This is a genomic window from Paenibacillus odorifer (genome assembly GCF_000758725.1).
Classification (GTDB): domain Bacteria; phylum Bacillota; class Bacilli; order Paenibacillales; family Paenibacillaceae; genus Paenibacillus_AQ; species Paenibacillus_AQ odorifer.
Map to the genome: position 1 here is coordinate 525,570 of NZ_CP009428.1, position 18,797 is coordinate 544,366.

At 45.1% G+C, this 18,797-nt stretch carries 11 protein-coding genes, 1 tRNA gene and 1 riboswitch; of the genes, 4 read left to right on the forward strand and 8 right to left on the reverse strand.

What is annotated here, in order from left to right; genetic code table 11:
• Positions 1-52: 52 nt before the first annotated feature.
• Positions 53-6,343: a 5'-nucleotidase C-terminal domain-containing protein gene (locus PODO_RS02300; RefSeq protein WP_038568492.1), complete on the reverse strand. Its 6,291-nt coding sequence runs from the start codon at positions 6,341-6,343 to the stop codon at positions 53-55.
• 418 nt (positions 6,344-6,761) lie between these two features.
• Complete coding sequence (serS, locus tag PODO_RS02305) at positions 6,762-8,048, reverse strand: serine--tRNA ligase (protein ID WP_038568495.1); 1,287 nt, start codon at positions 8,046-8,048, stop codon at positions 6,762-6,764.
• Between the two features lie 401 nt (positions 8,049-8,449).
• Here serS and ssuE point away from each other — a divergent pair, with 401 nt between their 5' ends.
• On the forward strand, positions 8,450-8,998 hold the full coding sequence (ssuE, locus tag PODO_RS02310; RefSeq protein ID WP_036682586.1) for an NADPH-dependent FMN reductase: 549 nt from the start codon (positions 8,450-8,452) through the stop codon (positions 8,996-8,998).
• 179 nt (positions 8,999-9,177) lie between these two features.
• On the opposite strand, the gene PODO_RS02315 is transcribed toward ssuE, so the two are convergent.
• The 5 genes from PODO_RS02315 to PODO_RS02330 form a co-directional block, all read right to left on the reverse strand.
• On the reverse strand, positions 9,178-10,209 hold the full coding sequence (locus PODO_RS02315) for a ribonucleotide-diphosphate reductase subunit beta (RefSeq protein WP_036682584.1): 1,032 nt from the start codon (positions 10,207-10,209) through the stop codon (positions 9,178-9,180).
• Between the two features lie 3 nt (positions 10,210-10,212).
• Entirely contained in the window at positions 10,213-10,371 is a 159-nt protein-coding gene (locus tag PODO_RS31645) for a hypothetical protein (protein ID WP_155288071.1), read from the reverse strand.
• Positions 10,372-10,494: 123 nt separating this feature from the next.
• Complete coding sequence (locus PODO_RS02320) at positions 10,495-12,828, reverse strand: ribonucleoside-diphosphate reductase subunit alpha (RefSeq protein ID WP_036682582.1); 2,334 nt, start codon at positions 12,826-12,828, stop codon at positions 10,495-10,497.
• A 55-nt stretch (positions 12,829-12,883) separates the two neighbouring features.
• On the reverse strand, positions 12,884-13,399 hold the full coding sequence (gene nrdG, locus PODO_RS02325; protein WP_036682580.1) for an anaerobic ribonucleoside-triphosphate reductase activating protein: 516 nt from the start codon (positions 13,397-13,399) through the stop codon (positions 12,884-12,886).
• Positions 13,396-15,381, reverse strand: coding sequence for an anaerobic ribonucleoside triphosphate reductase (locus PODO_RS02330; protein ID WP_036682578.1), 1,986 nt, complete (start codon positions 15,379-15,381; stop codon positions 13,396-13,398). The genes nrdG and PODO_RS02330 overlap by 4 nt, the downstream gene beginning before the upstream one ends.
• Positions 15,382-15,623: 242 nt before the next feature.
• A riboswitch (cobalamin riboswitch) is annotated at positions 15,624-15,858 on the reverse strand.
• A 378-nt stretch (positions 15,859-16,236) separates the two neighbouring features.
• Here PODO_RS02330 and PODO_RS02335 point away from each other — a divergent pair.
• From PODO_RS02335 to PODO_RS02345, 3 genes are all read left to right on the forward strand, one after another.
• Positions 16,237-16,545, forward strand: a complete 309-nt coding sequence (locus tag PODO_RS02335; RefSeq protein ID WP_036682575.1) for an MTH1187 family thiamine-binding protein — start codon at positions 16,237-16,239, stop codon at positions 16,543-16,545.
• Between the two features lie 94 nt (positions 16,546-16,639).
• A tRNA-Thr gene (locus PODO_RS02340) sits at positions 16,640-16,711 on the forward strand.
• 724 nt (positions 16,712-17,435) lie between these two features.
• Positions 17,436-18,239: an undecaprenyl-diphosphate phosphatase gene (locus PODO_RS02345; protein WP_038568497.1), complete on the forward strand. Its 804-nt coding sequence runs from the start codon at positions 17,436-17,438 to the stop codon at positions 18,237-18,239.
• Between the two features lie 277 nt (positions 18,240-18,516).
• On the opposite strand, the gene PODO_RS30855 is transcribed toward PODO_RS02345, so the two are convergent.
• Positions 18,517-18,732 (reverse strand): hypothetical protein, encoded by a 216-nt coding sequence (locus PODO_RS30855; RefSeq protein WP_038568499.1) that lies wholly within the window; start codon positions 18,730-18,732, stop codon positions 18,517-18,519.
• Between the last annotated feature and the right edge of the window lie 65 nt (positions 18,733-18,797).

The following is an 18,797-nucleotide window of genomic DNA, read 5'->3' on the forward strand; positions in this document are numbered from 1 at the left end:
TACGCACTCGGGAAACCGCCTTTTTGTCTTCAGAGCTGGAGATCAGCTTTTGCTAGTTGATAAATTGGAGAGATTTCAATGTCTTCTCCAGCATCGTAACCGCTTCGGCACGAGTTGCCAGCTTCTGTGGAGCAAAGGAACCGTCTGTTGCTCCTTGGATAATTCCCTCAGCAGCGATTTCTGCTACTGCTGCTTGAGACCAAGCAGGAATGCTTGCTGCGTCACTGAATTTAGCCAGTGCCGCAGGATCGGCATTTAAGGTTTTACCTGTGTACTTGATGGCTTTCGCTAATACCGAGGCCATTTCCTGACGAGTGATTGGGCTACCCGGCTTAAAGCTGCCATCGGTATAACCGGAAATCAAACCGGCTTCTGCTGCGGTGCGTATAGCATCAGCATACCAAGCACTTGAGTTTACATCTTTAAATGTGGTCTCACCATTACCTGTCGCAAGTCCCAGAGAACGCGTAATTAATGCGGCGAACTCAGCACGTGTGATCGACTGTGAAGGAGAGAACGTATCGTTGCTTGTTCCGCTGACAATTAGTTTGGTAGCTAATAGATCAATGGATGATTTAGCCCAGTGTCCGTTAATATCTGCGAACGTTTTGGAAGACTTAACAACGGTGTAGTAGCTGTTGCTGTTCCGTTTAATCGTAACGTCCGTTGTTCCATCTGTTTTAGGAACAAAGATAGCAGGCACGAAGGAGATCTTACCTGAAGCAGGATCGAAGACCACTGCCGTTGCGTTATTTGAATTTAAGGAAGTAGGTACATTGATCGTCCGATTAACATAAGTACTGCCGAAATTGTTCAGCGGCACACTCTTACTTCCGGCTTGCGCTGAAACGCTGAATTCGATTACTGGAGCAGCTAAAGTAGCATTACCTAGCTGTGATGCGATAGCTTGGTTTGTGCTGCTTAGTGTTCCCGAATTCGCTAGTAGAATAGATACCGTAATTGTAAAGTCGCTGGTGCCTAATTGAGCGGCAAGCGCTGCGCTGTTTACAACACGGAGTGGCAAGGAATAAGAAGCGCCATCAGTAGTAAAGGTAAGAACTGTGTTAGGCTGTGCTGCTGCTTGTTTTACAAGCACACTGCCTGGAAGCACTACTTGAGCGCCACCTGTAGTAGCTTTAACCGGAATAACCAGCTCTTGGCTACCCGCTGGCAGTTCAGCAAGTTGTTTGGTTAGATCAGCAGCATTAATTGTTGTTACTTGTGCTGAAGCAATTGGTGCCGCAGTTGGAGCAACAGTTGGTGATGGTGTAGCTGTAGCGGTTGGTACTGTTGGAGCCGATGTTGGTACTGATGTAGGCACTGAAGTTGGATCTGGTGTTGGTACTGGTGTTGGGTCTGGTGTCGGAGTTGGATTTGTCTCCGGCAGTGGTGCACCTTTTAGATCAACAATCCGGCCCTCAACGGCGGAAGTGTTCGCAGTGACCGTTCCAACCTTCTGCAGATACTTCGTAAATACATCAAAGTCCGGTAGGTACAGCAGATTCACGCGACCTTCTTTATAGGCCTTTTCAAGTGAAGTATAGAAATCTCCACCCTTAGCTGTGAAAGCATTCGTAGCTACTTCGTAGGATGCGTTCAGATCCAGAGGGACGTATTTATCCCCGTTTTTCACTTCAATACGCAGTACACGTTCGTTCACAGGTTTCGTAGAGTCGTAATAGAATTTCAACCCTGCAACGTGTGGGAAACGTCCGTCTGCTGCCGGCGTTTTGGAAACCCCGTTCTCCATGGCATCCTTAATTTCTTGTCCAGTCAAAGTGATCGTAACCAGATCGTTGTTGAATGGAAGTACGCCGAGTACTTCGCCTTGTGTGATCGGTCCTTCGTTGATGGATTCGCGAATACCGCCGCCGTTTTGCAGGGCGATTACGGCATTAGTGCCCGCTTTTTGAGCTGCATAAAGCATGCCATCGGCAATCAGGTTACCAAGATTAGTTTCCTTTGTGCGCACATTATCGCGAACGCCGTTTAGAACAACCTCTGAATTTCCTACTACCTCATTGGTTAGTTCTTGAATACCCGGCTTATACTCCGTATCCAGGATCTTTTTGGCTTCTGGGTCCTCGGCGATAACGTAGTTAGTGCCGTTTTTAGCATCGATGGAGATTAATTGATCTTTCCAATCGGTCAGTACGCCATCTTGGTTAAATTTAACTTCAAGTTGTCCAAGGAAAAGACCTTTTTCACCGGTCTGTACAATAAGCTTCGGTGCGTTAGGATCGCTGTTATCAACAACGGCTTGATTCAGTTGCGTGTGGCTGTGCCCCCCAACGATAATATCAATGCCGTTAACAGCTTTGGCTAACTTGAGATCTTCTTCGTAGCCAAGGTGTGAGAGAACAATGATCTTGTTAACATTCTCTTTTTCAAGCATAGCGACCGTTGCTTCCGCTTTAGCGAAGGCATTCTCAAAGGTCACTTTACCTGGTGAAGCAATGTTCGCCGTGTCTTCTGTCGTCAGACCCATGATGCCGACCTGTTGGCCGTCTACTTCTTTGATCAGCGCAGGGTAGATGGTTCCAGCATTACCTGACCGGCCGATTTCATTGGTGAACATTTTGCTAAGAATATCATCCGCTGAGAAGTTCACGTTGGAGGAGACGAATGGGAACTTAGCGTTGCCGATGAATTTGGACAGTACATCTGAATCTTTATCAAACTCATGATTACCGAAAGTCATAGCATCATATTTGACCAGATTCATAAAGGCCAGATCTGCTTGACCCAGATACTTATTGAAGTAAAGCGTTCCGGAGAACACATCACCTGCGTCTACAAGAATAGGATTCTCTGTAGTCGCCTTGGCATCTTGGATTGCTGTTACACGGCGTAAGATGTTGTTTGGCGAGCTGACAGTATCTAATCCTGCATGTGTATCATTGGTGTGCAGAATGGTTAGTGGGAAGTCTTCAGCAGTATTAAAATCAATCTGTGCCAAAACCGCATCATGATCGGATACCCGGCCATTCGATGGTGAGAAGTCGGCATTTAGATGAACGACATCTACTTTAGAAGAAGCCGTTAGATTTTTACTGACAAGAATATGATCTAGCACTTGAGAGTTTCCGTCATAGGTGTACGTATACTGCTCATTTAAAGGCAATGTATCGATCAAATTGTCTAGTTCTGTACCTTTTAAGAGGGTTGCAGTTTTAGTGAATTGGAAGTCATTCAAATCACCAAGAGCTACGATGTTGGCTTTAGGATTTGCAGTCAGAACCTCTTTGACAAATCCGTTTACGACCGCCGCGATTTTATGGCGCTGTGTTTCACTGGACAATACAGGGGGCTGAACGTTTCCGAAAGGACCGGTATCGCCGCCTTTTGAATTGAAATGGTTAGCGATCACAATTACTGTTTCGCCACCGAATACGAACTGTGCAGCAAGGGGTTTACGTGAACTTGCAAAGGCAGAGTTTGTTGGATCAATTCGGCCCGGATTGTAGGTCAATTGATCTGCCGCTGCATTATATCCAACGGGTTGTGTAGCTGTACCTTTTTGTCCGCTCACACTGTCTGCAAGCTGTACTCTTGCTGGATTGTACAGGAATCCTACGCGAATGTTTCCGCCTGGGGCACCGCCATCCATATTGTTCTCCGGAGCGATGTCTGTGTATTTATATACAGGACCGCCAGCGGTTTCAATGGCTTTAATCAGTTCGGCTGCACTTGCTTCAGTGATTCCATTATTGGTTTCACCATTGCTGTCCTGCATTTCGACAACGCCGATAATGTCAGGTTTTTTCATATTGTTTGTGATGGAGTCGGCTAGTTTCTGGATTTTTGTTGCTCCGACACCGGGGTAGAAGTTTTCAATGTTATACGATGCAATCAACAACTTACTATCATTGACTTCAAGAGTAGTTGTTTCTTGCTTAAAGGTACTTGGAGTGATGGCTGGAAGCTTACCGTTTTCCGGAATCACTTTGAAGTTACCGTTGTTGTATCCGATGACACCAGTAACATCTCCAGCGAACTTATCTCCGGTGATGACTTCTTGCCCCGGATTTCCGTAAGCGATGATGAGGCGCTGAGGATTGTATTGGTTGTATTCTTTGAGAACTAATCCACCAGCTGGTGTGATGACATCAGGTGTATCATTTTCTACTCTTGTAGGGATGTTATAGAGCATAGAATTTCCGCTACCACTTGTCCAATAAGGACTGATAATCGTAGGGGTAGGGAGCTTGACTAGCATACCTTCTAACGATTCGTAGAAATCAATTGCATCTTCATTAGGCTCAAAATTAGCCATGCCGTCATTGTCAATTATGGTAGACGGAATTGCTCTCCCGCCTTTACCAAGTACAACAGGCACCGGCACAGTATAACTTGAAGAGGAGTCCACTTTTATTGAAGTCATAGTAATTTGAGTAGAGGTTAAATTACTTGCGTTACCTTCGTTGTATTCGGAAATAGCTCCACTAACTTGGACTAACTCTCCAATTTGAGGTTTAAGGGATGAATTAGTGCTGTATACAAAAATACCTTCCGAAGTGTTTACATTATCGTCTGGTTGAGGATCTTGCATAAAGAAACCTCTATAAGCGCCAGTTGCAAAGGTGTACCCGTATTGGGTAACGATGCCTTCTACATCAGAAACGTTCTGACCTGTATACTCAGAAGCATGAGATTCTCCTTGAATATCATGTATACGAGGGAGTTCAGACGCTTTATAAGCAAAGGTATAAACCTTACTTGTCTTGCCATCTGCTACGACAATTGCATTGACGGTAAGATCTTGATTAACTGTAATCGGATCTGAATAAAGTTTACTTGCTGTTGTTGGTTCAGTTCCGTTGGTCGTGTAGTAAATCTGTGCTCCAAGAGTAGGGCTGGAAAGGGTCACAGAACTTCCTTTGATGATGCGACCTGCGCCAGGGCTGGCCATAACGGAAAAATTTTCTTCCACCAAAGCATTTTCGTTAAGTGGAATGAATTGATAAATCGTATTATATTGCTCGATAACCCCAGTGATATTGTCAAAGGTTTTACCCTTAACTAGTTTAGGCAGGGTTGAAAAAATTGTGAATTGTTGTCCACCTTGGCTAGCAGTCACCGTGCTGCCATTTACATTGTCTATGGTCACATTATTCATAGTTACCAGCTGAGCTTCGTGGCTTTCGCCGTTCGCGGCAGACAAGTCGGTTGCGGTGATCAATTTTGGTGCAGGCACCCCAACATTTTGTGCAGCTACATTGTATTGAAGTCCACTTTGGAATTTGATTTCTTGCAGATTGCTGTAGATATCCATTGTGCCGATTACTTCAACACGATCTCCAACGTTTGCGAACTCTGGAAATCCATAAAGTACGATCCCGCCAGATTCATCCTGAATATACATTTTTGCTGCATTAATGTGAGTTACGATACCTTCTGTTAAAATATTCTGACCTTTACTAGCAAGGCGTGCTGTTGCAACATCTGTTTTGGCCAGAATCGTGTAATCAAAAGTCGATACAGGGCTGTCTGGCATATTTGGTTCTGAAGCATACGCTTTAATCGTAGTGTCCTCAGTTAAGGTAATAGGTCCTGTGTAAGGTTGAAAATTAGTTGAACCACCTGATCCATAAACAGCTGCGTAGACGGATGCTCCAACCGTTGGAGAATTTAAAGATATTTCTGTGCCTACCGGCCAGGCATTAGAGGCTGGTGAAGCTAATACGGAACTAGCAGTCTCCGGTAATTCAGGTAATGTACCGTAGCTGCTGTTTCGTGGACTTGGTGCTTGGACAACAAAATCCGTAGAGTTGTTATCCATATCTAGACCGCGGCTGTCTGCCGGTGCATTAGCCGCAGCTTTACGGATAGCGGCTGTCGTATTGGAGAGAGCAGCGGTCGCACTTCCCTCGACATTTGTGGCTGTTCCGTAGCCAACTAAATCAATCGTTGTACCTGATTTATCAACGAGGTCGACTTTGCCGTTTGTTCCACTCATAGCAAGGATTCCCTTGCTAACATCAGGAGTAGGCAAGTCGGTAGTTCCTCCAGCTCCAGCGGCCTCCTCAATAAGGAAGTATCCATTTGCCGGGATAGTTCCATTTAAGTCTGTTCCACTACTAAAGGTTCCGGCCGCTGAGGTATACCGAACTTTCCATCCAGTCAAATCTACTGGATGATTCGTAGGATTGTATAATTCAATAAAATCATTTTTAAACTCCGCTCCGCCGTTTCCACCACCACCATAGACCTGCGAGATAACAATGTTGCTATTATCCGGTGCTGCCTCGGCAGTCTGGACAGCTGGTAACACACTGCCGGCAACCATTAACATTGCCAGTCCAGTAGCGAACCATTTTCTTACTCTTGAAGAAATAATCATTTGGATAAGTCATTCTCCCCTCGAATCTTTTATTTACAACCTATTAAATCTTAGCATTCAAATGTAAAATGAAAGGTTGTCTTACATGAATATAAATTAAAGTTTGCATCAATTAAATCTAAAAATTGAAATGTTGTGATTTTAGTATAAAAACAGTGCATAAATACAATATTAATAATAAATCTAGTATTTTTATGGTTAATAGAGCACCAACATGTTAATTGCATGTTATGTATATTGTTGAATTCAGTATGGATTACGACAAATTTATTCTAGAGTTTTGTTAATTTTTACATAGGGAAAACAATAGAGATTAAAATTATATTGAATGTATCGGAACAAAAATAATGCCCCTCCAGCTTCTTATCGAGAAGTGGAAGGGCATTATTAATTTAAAATCTATTTGGACAACACAGTATTACTGGTGCGGAAGCTCAAGCCGTTCAATTCCATCCATATATTTATGCAGTGCCTGCGGAATGTAAATGGATCCATCCTCCAGTTGATGATTCTCCAGCAGCGGAATTAGGATCCTTGGTGTAGCCACTGCGGTGTTATTTAAGGTGTGGCAGTATTGCAGCTTACCGTCTGTATCCCGGTAACGAATGCCCGAGCGACGAGCCTGGAAATCGAGCAGGTTGGAAGCCGAGTGTGTCTCTCCGTAGGCATCTCTGCTTGGCATCCAAGTCTCGATGTCATACTGCTTATGTGTCTTCAGGGACATATCTCCTGTGCAGACAGCCATGATCCGATAGGGGAGTTCCAAGAGCTGTAGAATATGCTCTGCATTCGCAAGAATTTCCTGCAGCATGCCCTCCGATACGCCCTCATCATTCCGACATACGATAACTTGTTCAATTTTTGAGAATTGATGAACACGGTACAGGCCACGCACGTCCCGTCCCGCCGATCCTACCTCACGGCGGAAGCAGGCCGACATTCCGGCGAGCCGCATTGGCGAATCCAGTTCGACAATCTCATCGCTATACAGCGAAACAAGCGACACCTCCGATGTGCCTACCAGCCAGCGATTGTCTCCATTTAGCTCATAGGTCTGATCCATCCCGCCGGGGAAGAAGCCCGTACGTTCCAGCGCTTCCGGACGGACAATCACGGGAACATCCATCACCGTGAAGCCGCGGGCCGTAAGTACATCAATGGCCAGCCGCTGTACAGCGAGATGTAACAACAAGCCTGCACCCTTCAGCACATAGCTGCGTGGGCCGCCTGCTTTGACACCACGGGGGATATCGATGATATCGTGGAGCTCGCCTAGCTCCACATGATCACGCGGTGTAAAGCCGAATTCCGGCAACGTTCCAGTCCGTCGCAGCTCTACATTATCTTTATCATCATGGCCGATCGGTGTATCCTGCGATACAGGGTTTGGTGCGAGCAGCATGAGTTCTCCACAGCGCCGGTCTGCTTCAGTTAGATCTGCCTCATAGAGATTCAGGCGGTTGTTCAGTTCTCTTACTTGTTCTTTAACTGCTTCTCCTGCCACGCTGTCACCCTGTCGTAAAAGTCGTTCAACCTCTTTGGTCAGGCCGTTACGCTGGGCTCTCAACTGTTCCGTATCTTGGCGCAATTCGCGCCGTTTCTCATCCCATTCCAGCAGTTCATCCAGTGGGAAGTCGACTCTTTTCCAAGCCGTAATGTTTCTTACAAGTTCCTGATTGTCTTTGATCCAGTTCATATCCAGCATACCGTTTCGCTCCTTTTTGGTTAAAAAAACGCAAAAAACGCCCTCATCCATGGGACGAGGAGCGTCAGCTCGCGGTGCCACCCAGGTTGATCGAATCTCCTTAACTGCAGGAACAATCCGACCCTCTTTGGTCTTCGCGGTAACGGGCGAAACCCGGTGAACTTAGGGAGTTGTTGTAGACTCCGGTCGCAGACGCCTCACGGTTGGATGCCGATCATTGGCCTGATTGTTGGATTTAATATTGTTGCTTAGTATAACTTAAGAGCGGGAGGAGCGCAAGTGGTTATGGTTTGACAAAAATATCAATTCTACGTTAGGATTAGTATTAATTTAAAGTAATTTTGTCGGGATAATAAATAAAGCAGTGCGAGCTGCTTAAGTGGGATGGAAGAGGTGGAAAAGTGGCTAAAATTGTTGTGATTAACGGAACGCCTTCCCTGGTATCGCGTATCAATGCAGCTATAGAATATGCGGAGGCCAGCTTAACCAATCAGGGCTTCGAGGTTGAGCGTATTAACGTAGCAGAACTACCCGCGGAGGATTTGATTCACACTAAGTTTGAAAGTGAGTCTATCGTCAAAGCCAATGGCCTTGTAGCGGAAGCTGATGCGGTAATCGTGGTTAGCCCGGTTTATAAAGCTTCTTATACAGGCGTGCTGAAGACCTTTTTAGATCTGGTTCCACAAAAGGGATTGGCCGGAAAAGTTGTACTCCCGCTGTTCATGGGCGGCAGTCTTGCACATCTGCTCACAATTGATTACGCATTGAAACCTGTGTTGTCCGTACTGGGCGCACGTTACATTCTTGGCGGCGTTTATGCCGTGGATTCTCAAGTGGTTCGTAATGATCACGGAGTGGTAGAGCTTGCTGAGGAGCTGAAGCTACGCCTGAACGATGCATTAGATGAGCTTGCAGAAGAAACTACACATCGTGTGGAACGCAAGGCATAAGACTAAGTAGCAAGCCTTCTGTGCTTAGTGCTAATAACAAATGTATAAGCGTCTCTTTCATACCTGATACCAGGGGAGAGGGGCGCTTTTTGCATTATATAAGCTATAGCAAAAAGGCCATCTCACTAAGAAAGTAGAGAATGGCCTCTTTTTTATATAGGGATTGTATATATCCGGTCTTACAAATCGTCGAATCCGTTATCGTCGCCAACCTTACCATAGTTGCGGGACTTGGCTTCGAAGAAGTCAGTTTTGGTAGCATTAAGCGCATCATCGGAGAAAGGTTTGATCCAAGGCATACAGTTAACGTCAACACCTTGATAAGCTTTTTCCATACCCATCAAAGTCAGACGTTTGTTCGCTGTATATTTGATGTAGTCGCTAAGCTCGTTAAGATCAATGCCACGCACGTTAGTAAGTGTGTAGTAAGCCCAGTTGGTTTCGAGCTCTACCGCGCGGTCGATGGTACGGTATACGTAATCCATGTTTTCTTTGGTGTTCAGCTCAGGGAAGTCTACGAGCAGCTGCTTAAATACTTCTGCGAAGAAGTAGCAGTGCTGATTCTCGTCACGTTGAATATAAGAGATCATTTGGCTGGTCGCCATCATCTTCTGGTCACGGGCCAGATTGTAGAAGAAGGCGAAAGTGCTGTAGAAGAAAATCCCTTCCAAGATGAGATCTGCTACCAGCGCATGGAAAAAGGTCTGTCTCGTAGGGTTATCACGGAACTCTTGATAAATATCAGAGATAAACTGATTGCGTTCCAGCAGGACAGGGTCTTTTTTCCAATATTCAAAAATTTCCTTCTGCTCACTCTCCGACACGATAGAGGATAGAACATAGGAATAGGATTGGTTATGCACCACTTCTTGCTGCCCGATAATAGCGGAGATAGCTTCCAAAGAGGAATCGGTGAAATAACGCTTCACGTCGCTCACGAACATCGTCTGCATCGAATCCAGCACAGCGAGTAGGGAGATATTAATCTTAAATACGCGTTGTTCCTCGGCATCCAGCATCGGGAATTGTTGCGCATCCTTGGACATTGGAATTTCATCCGCGATCCAGTGATTAAGCAGCAGCACCTTATACAGCTTGTACATATGAGGCATGCGAATATCGTTCCAGTTCAGAATACCTGAGCATTCACCGTCGATAATGCGTGTGGATTGATTAGGTGCTTCAGTATTAAAAATCTTTTGTAATTGCATTTCTTATCCCTCCATTTTTTGCGCGGGTAATCTTTCTTTGGTGTCTTGTTCATAGAAAGACGGTGATGGAGTAACGGAGAGGAAGTTTGGAGCTGTAGGAGCGTCAGCGACCGCCCGAAAGCTTTCCGTAGGAAAGCTCGCATCGAAAGCATATGCTGTCATCGGATGTCATCCGCTAATAGCGGTAAAGATCAAGACATCTGATGACAATAGCGGCCGGAAGCCCAAACATTCCTCGCAGTTACGAAATTCATCATCGTTTTTCTATTCAGGGCACTAAGATAATTAGCTAGCGCAAGATTCACACTCTTCTATAGTCAAAGCACGGCTACGCACATAATAAGTTGATTTCAAGCCGCCCTTCCAGGCATTCAGATGCAGTTCCAGGAACTCGGTAGCCTTGATGTCAGGACGAACATACAGGTTAAAGCTTTGGCCTTGATCGACGTGACGCTGGCGAGCAGAAGCCATGCGGATCGACCAGTTTTGGTCAATTGTAAATGCTGTCTTATAGTACCAGATCGTTTTGTCGGACAGATCCGGTGCTGGGTTAGCGATCTTATAAGTTGTTTTCTCTTCATAGGATAGCAGTTCATACAGCGGATCAATGCTGGCGGTGGAGCCGGCAATAATCGATGTAGATCCATTTGGCGCAATGGCGAACATCCAAGCGTTACGCACGCCGTCCTTAGCTACTTCTTCTTGCAGCTCGCGCCATTGCTCAGTCGTTACATATTTACCTTCTTGCTCACCGCTAACATACCCGCGGGAAGTGAAGTATGCGCCAGTCTCCCAATCGGAGCCAGCAAATTTCGGATAACGGCCTTTTTCACGGGCAAGCTCCATGCTCGAACGAACCAACAGGTAGTTGATATGTTCATATAAATGATTGTTATATTCTACGGCTTCATCGGATTCCCAACGAATGCCCTTGAGTGCCAATAGATGATGCAGGCCGAATGTGCCAAGACCTACTGCGCGGTACTGGCTGTTCGTGTATTGTGCCTGCAGAACTTCAATATTATTAATGTCGATTACGTTATCAAGCATACGGACTTGGATCGGAACAAGTCTTTCTAATACGCCAGCTGGAATCGCCCGTGCCAAGTGAATTGAATTCAGGTTGCAGACTACGAAGTCGCCAGGGATTTTGGAAATAACGATCCGGGTCTGGCCATCTTTAGTTACTAATTCTTCTTGTTCAATTACTGTTGCAGACTGATTCTGCATAATTTCTGTGCACAGGTTGGAGGAGAAAACCATACCTTGATGACGGTTTGGGTTGGTCCGGTTCACGGTATCACGGTAGAACATGTACGGTGTACCCGTCTCTAGCTGTGATTTCATAATCCGTTTCATGATGTCGATCGCAGGAACAGTGATCCGGGATAATTCCAGGTTCGCTGTAGCTTCAGCATATTTTTCACGGAAAGTACCTTTGCCAAGCTCTTCATCGTAGAAATCTTCCAATCCTAGTGGACGGCCATTTTTATCAGTCCAGCCCATGACCTTTTTCACTTCATGAGGGCAGAAGAGGTTCCAGTGGCTGCGCGATTCTACAGCTTCCATGAACAGGTCAGGCAGGGAGACCCCGTGGAACACGTCATGTGCACGCATACGCTCGTCACCGTTGTTCAGCTTAAGATCAAGGAAAGCGAGAATATCTTTATGGAATACATCAAGATAAACAGCTACAGCACCCTTACGTGTGCCCAGCTGGTCTACGCTGACTGCTGTATTGTTCAACTGGCGAATCCAAGGGATTACGCCGGAGCTTGTGTTCTTGTGGCCACGGATATCCGAACCACGTGCCCGTACTTTTCCAAGGTAAACGCCGATGCCGCCACCCATTTTGCTTAGACGTGCTACGTCTGTATTGGAGTCAAAGATACCCTCTAGGGAATCGTCTACAGTATCAATAAAGCAGCTGGATAGCTGTCCAGCGACCTTTTTGCCGGCATTAGACATTGTAGGTGTAGCAGCAGTCATGTAGATGTTGCTCATAGCCCAATAAGCTTCTTTTACAAGCTCAAGACGTTTCTCAGCTGGCTCACGGTGCATCAGGTACATGGCAATAATCATATAACGTTCTTGTGGAAGCTCCATCACACGGCCGTCAAAATCATGCGCCAAATAACGGTCGGATAGCGTAAGCAGACCGATATAGTCAAACAAAAGGTCGCGTGTATAATCGATACACCCACCTAGTTCGATAATTTGTTCTTTGGTGTAATGACTTAGAAGTTCTTCGCGATAGATTCCTTTTTTCACGAGATCCGTAATTAGTGGATACAATTCACCGTAAGGCTCTTCTGGATAAGCTTTGTAGCGGCGATGAACAGCAGCTTTTTTATAAAGGGTTGTCAGAAGGGCGCGGGCAGCTGCGAACTTCCAGGTAGGCTCTTCTTTTGTTACAAGCTCTAGAGCGCTCATGGTGAAGGCGTTGCTGATTTCTTCTCCGCTTACCGAGTCACGACGCAGTTTGGAATTCACTCCACGCAGCAAAGTTTCTTTATTTAGTTGATCGAGACCTTCCAGAATACGGTCAGCGTAGACGGAAAGACGGTTCTCATCAAAAGCCAGTTGGCGATTATCCGGTTTTACTACGAATTGCGGCATGGTTAGTTCATCCCTTCTTATTTCAAATTAATTTTCAATATCAAAAATTGATATATTATAGCGCAGCAGGCTGCCACAGAAAGACCTCCGAGCCGTTCATGCTGGCCGGAATGTCGATAATGCGTTGGTTGGAGCTTCCCCGGTAGAGAAGCGTAGTATCTTTCAGTTCTTCTACAAATCTTCCATCTATTAACACCTGACACTGCTTAAGTAGATCCCATTCCGGCGTACCGGGAAGGGCTGTAAGTTCTTCGTACGTATAACCACTGTAAATCCAGATTGAGAAGCCTGGCAGTACAGCGCGAAGCTCATGAATGAACCCCAGCAACTCTTCTGCTGAGAAAAAAGGATCGCCGCCTGCCAGTGTCAGACCATCCAGCAAAGGGTTAGCGGCGATTTCTGCAATAATTTCATGTTGTCGTTCTAAGGTGAAGACTTCTCCATATTTAAAGTTCCATGTCTCGGGATTAAAACATCCCGGGCAACGATGGCGGCAGCCGCTGAGAAAGAGGACGGCCCGCATGCCCTCTCCCTCGTTAATCGACTCCGGATAGTAACCGCAAATATTCATAGATGCTTAACGCGATCCCGTACTTCAGCTTGTTTGGCGGCATTAAAGCGGGTCTGATAGTCGCCGGTTAAATAACCTGTAACTCTGCGCAAACGGCGGATGTGCACGTCATTCTCATGTGCGTTGCAGGAAGGACAGTTTGTCCCAATTACGCCTTCGTATCCACAGCTGGAGCAGCGGTCAATCGGATGGTTAATGCTGAAATAGCTGACCTGTTGTTCGAGCGCATATTTAATGATTTTGATAAAAGCCGATGGGTTGTTGCGGGCATTGCCGTTTAATTCGACATAAGAAATAGCCCCGGCATTGCAATATTCATGGAAAGGAGCTTCCAAGCTGATCTTCTGAGCAGCACCCAGATCGAAGTATACAGGGATGTGAAAAGAGTTCGTATAATATTCACGGTCGGTTACGCCCGGAATGGAACCCAGTACCTTGCGATCAACTTTTGTGAATTTACCGGACAAACCTTCTGCTGGAGTTGCGAACAGAGTGATGTTGAGATCCAGTTCCTCACTTTTCCGATCGCAATAGTCCCGCATATGACGCACAATAGCCAGCGCCTTGGCATGAACTTCCATATCCTCGCCATGGTGTTTGCCGTACATAGCTTTCATACATTCCGCCATACCGATGAAGCCAAGAGACAGACTGCCATGCTTTAGCAGATCGCCTACAGTGTCATCAGGTGCAAGATGCTCGCCGCCTTCCCAGACGCCTTCTCGCATCATGAAATCGGAAGCTTTAGCTTTTTGTGCGGTTTGAATGTGGAACCGATGAAGAAGTCCTTCCAGCGCAATATCCATATAATGATTTAGATCTTCATAGAAGCCAGCTTCGTCTGCGATGGTACGTCTGCCTGTTACTGTGCCGTGTGCCAGACCTAGCCGAACCAGATTCAGTGTATTAAAGGAAAGGTTGCCCTTTCCAGAGCAATGATTACGACCAAAACGGTCACCGAGCACTCGGGTTCGGCAGCCCATTGTAGCGAACTCCGTATCAGGATCACTTGGATCATAATACTGCAAGTTGAGCGGAGCGTCCAGATTAGCGAAGTTTGGATATAGTCTGCGCGCAGAACATTCAGCCGCTTTTAGGAACAGTTCATAGTTAGGATCGCCTTGTTGTTGATTGATTCCTTGCTTGCATTTGAAGATTTGAATCGGGAACACTGGTGTTTCTCCGCTGCCAAGTCCGTTCATAGTTGCTGTTAGCAGAGAACTGATCACAAGCTGACCTTCTGGTGAAGTACAAGTACCGTAGTTGATGCTGGTAAACGGTATTTGTCCACCGGATCGGCTGGACATGGTATTCAGATTATGTACCATACTTTCAGCCGCTTGCAGGGTTTCGATTTCGGTTTCCTTTAGTGCAAAACGGAACGCTCTTGGATATAACTCCGCCAGATCGGTCCGGCTCATCGTAATCTCGCCCAAAGATTCATCAGCTTGTCCTTCTTCAAAATAATCCAGACCCTTGCGGAACAGCTTGGCGAAGGATTTGGTTACATAAGGTGCCAGATCATAGTCGAGTTTATTGGCGGATACACCACCATATTGAGCATTTTGCTGGGATTGGAAAATAATCGCTACCAGAGACATAGCAGTCATTATTGAGTTCGGAGGACGAACGCTGCCGTTGCCGGTATTGAAACCTTCACGGAGAAGTTTATCAAACGGGATAAAAATACAGTTCGTCGTTCCAATCGCGTATTGATCCAGATCATGCACATAGACGACATTGTCATCAATAGCCTGCACTAGCTGCGGCGGCATCGTAAAATTGCGGGCGTACCATTTTGAATATTCACTGCCGAACTTGCTCATTTTACCGGAGAAACTCTCTCCATTCAAATTGGCATTCTCGCGCAATAGGTCCATATCCCGACTGTCGATAATATCCCGGCCTAAATCAATGAGCTCTTCTAAAAGAACTTCCCGTGCATTTTCTACTCCATTAAATTGTCTCTCCAACAACGTCATTGTACAGCTCTCCTCTCAGTATAAAAGAAAAACATCTATCATCAAATCCATATATCCATAGGAAGTTGGACTGCCATAAGCAGTCGTATATTTGTTCTGATTACATAAAAAAAGCATCCCCTACCCGAGGATGGCAGAAAATGCCCGATGCGTTATGTAAATATCCACACGGATATTTGCAGAGGTCTCTACGTAGATGACCGCATGCGGACACCATCCCTGTTCCTCGCAGGCATCAATAGTTGGTGTCGTCGAAACAGGTAGGTCTCCTGGCTTCCGTGGGATCTCTCGGCGCCTTCCCAAGGGTGTTCCTAACCCTCAGTGGCATCTGCCGGGAGATGTGGATTCTCAAGCTTCCCAGAAGCTTAAGAAGGCCATCCGGTTACAGTGGCGGGACCGCAGCGGATTCTCACCGCGCTTCCCTATTAAGCTCTAAATCCGGTTAAGGATCAAAGCGCCTGTCTCCACTATATTTTGTTGTCGTTAGATAAAAATAACCCAAGATGTTGTGTTTGTAAACAGTTTTTTAGAAAACCCGCGCGGGGAGCGGGTTCTTTAAAAGTACTCCACAAATGATCCACAGGCTGTCCATAAGTAATCCACAATTGATCCACAGGGAGATGCGAAATGATTCATAAATTGTCCGAAAAGATGCCACAAAGAGTCCATAAATATAGTGCAGATGACCCTAGAATTTGCGCATGAGAAAATACTCTTAGCCCAAAGTCATATTTTGGAGTAATCAGAAGAAATAGAAGAGATAAGGGAGGATAATCTTGCTTAGTTTGTGACAGAGCGGTGGAATTGTTACAATGGAAGAAGATAGGTTCTATAAAATTTCGAGGAGGTATTCTCATGCCTATTGCTGAAGTTACAGTTATTCCAATTGGAACAGGCAGTACCAGTCTTAGCAGCTATGTTGCGGATATGCAGCGGGTGCTGAAGACAGTAGAAGGGATTACATATGAACTTACGTCCATGGGGACGATCATCGAAGGGCCTCTGCAACGCATTTTTGCGGCGGTAGAAGCTTTGCATGAGTCTCCTTTTGCCGCAGGTGCAGAACGTGTCTCTACCTCACTTAAAATAGACGACCGCCGCGATAAACCCTCCACTAGCCGTGGAAAGTTAGAGTCTGTGGAGCGTAAGCTACAGGTGGATTAGCAGTTTAGGAGGGCGGAAAACAGGGAGAAATAGGCTTGCGTTTCTGGCTGAAAGTTGTATAATATTTTTTGTTTGACAGAAAAATCAGCTTTAAGCTGGTGTAGCTCAGGGGTAGAGCAACGCACTCGTAATGCGTAGGCCGGGGGTTCAATTCCCTTCACCAGCATCCTCAAGTATTCGACAACGGCGCGGTTTCCCGGGATTTCGGGATCGTGCCGTTTTTCGTTAAATCCCCCTGACTTCTACCATTCTTCTAAAAGATAAGACATGGCGAAATCGCTAATGAAAACGGTATGACTAGTGGTCACTGTCGAGCAGATGGAAGGTGTGTCGCAAGCTGACAGCAGTCAGAATGAAGGATGGTGGAGGAGGAGCAGCATAAGCTGCTTTTCTCTTGCGGGGGCAGATTGGTTAGATGGTAATTACTATAAAAATAAAAAAGACACCACAAGGTGTCTTAGTACAGATACTTTTCGCTCGAATTTCACGAGCTCGTCAGTGAACTGAGTTCATAAGCAAGACTGGCTACGGCTAACAGATGAAGAGATAAAGTAATATCAATGTTAAAATGTGCGGTAATATTAATTTTCATAGATAACCACGCTCCTAAAGTATAAATACACATAAAGAAAACTTTATAAAGCGCTTGGCCTGCCATCATCAGTGCCAGGTAGCCATCCTGTACAGACGCCTTAGCGTTTCGACAGTAACATTATACTTAATATTTTGTGTTTTGCAAACCAAAGCCCCCTTAAGACTGAAATAATGAGCAATGTGACAATTATGTCATTCTGAATTGAATATTGTTAGGTTAATCGATGGGGAAGTTTACGTTTCTCCCTTATACTGGAAATTAAATGATTTTATTTCCGAAAGGGGACAATCCACTGATGACTGACGTAATTAAAGCAATAATACTTGGCATAATAGAGGGCTTAACTGAATTTTTACCAGTATCATCTACTGGACACCTTATTTTAGCAGGCGATTTGCTTAGCTTTGAGGGAGATGCTGCAATAACTTTTAAAATTGTTATTCAGTTGGGTGCAGTGATGGCAGTTCTAATTCTTTATTGGAAAAGGTATTTGGAAATTGGGGTTAATATGATTAGAATGGATTTTTCCAAAAGCAAAGGATTAAATGTCATTCATATGATTTTGGCTATGTTACCAGCATTAATCCTATATCTTCTCTTCAAGGACACAATAAAAAGCCAATTATTTGGCCCAACCCCTGTTTTGATCGGTCTAGTTGTTGGTGGGGTGTTGATGATCATTGCAGCGCGGAATAGGCGGACTGAAACCGCTGATACTATCGATGGGATTAATTATAAACAGGCTTTCGGAATTGGTCTGTTCCAATGCTTGGCGTTATGGCCGGGATTTTCGAGATCAGGTTCGACAATTTCAGGTGGCCTGTTGCTTGGCACTAGCCAAAAAGCCGCCGCAGATTTTACATTCCTTATTTCCGTGCCAGTTATGTTTGGTGCAAGCTTGTTGGATTTGTACGATAGTCGTGATTTGCTGAGTTCTGACGATTTACTTCTAATGTTAATTGGCTTTGCGACATCCTTTCTTGTGGCAATGATTGCAGTAGTGACGTTCATCAAACTGATTAAGCGACTTCGATTGGAGTGGTTTGCTCTATACCGGTTTGTTTTAGCAGCTCTCTTCTATTTAATTGTCATACAGTAATTGGATTAATCAATATGAACATCATGGGAAAGAAGCTTTTAAAAAGGGCTATACATCATATCCTGTACAGATTAAACTAGAGGTTCAAAACAAGGGGAAATCACCAAACAAGACAAAGCTCAAGTAGTCTATGAACTAAGGAATGAATTTTCGGTGAAAGCACTTCTACAGCTAGCCATTATCCCTCGTTTGTTTCTTCTACCATTAATATCACAAAGTGATTTTACAAGTGTTTGGGAATATGAAAAACCCCACCAGTTTAAGGTGGGGCTTTTGCTTACCAAGTATTATAGTTCGATTGATACTTAACTTGTTTATTCTCATAGCTCTCATTGGGGTAATCACGTCTGACAGACTGCAAGTAGCCTGAAATTGCAAATGCTGCAATAAGCCCTCCTATAATTCCTGTGATTAAGCTGAATGTTGAAAATCCGAATGTGGCAACTACTCCAATGGAAGACAATGCTACAAGCAATAGACTCAATATTTTCATCTTTATACACACCTCCATTTTGTATATGTAGTAATTTGAAAATTAAGATTGATACGTTACTATAT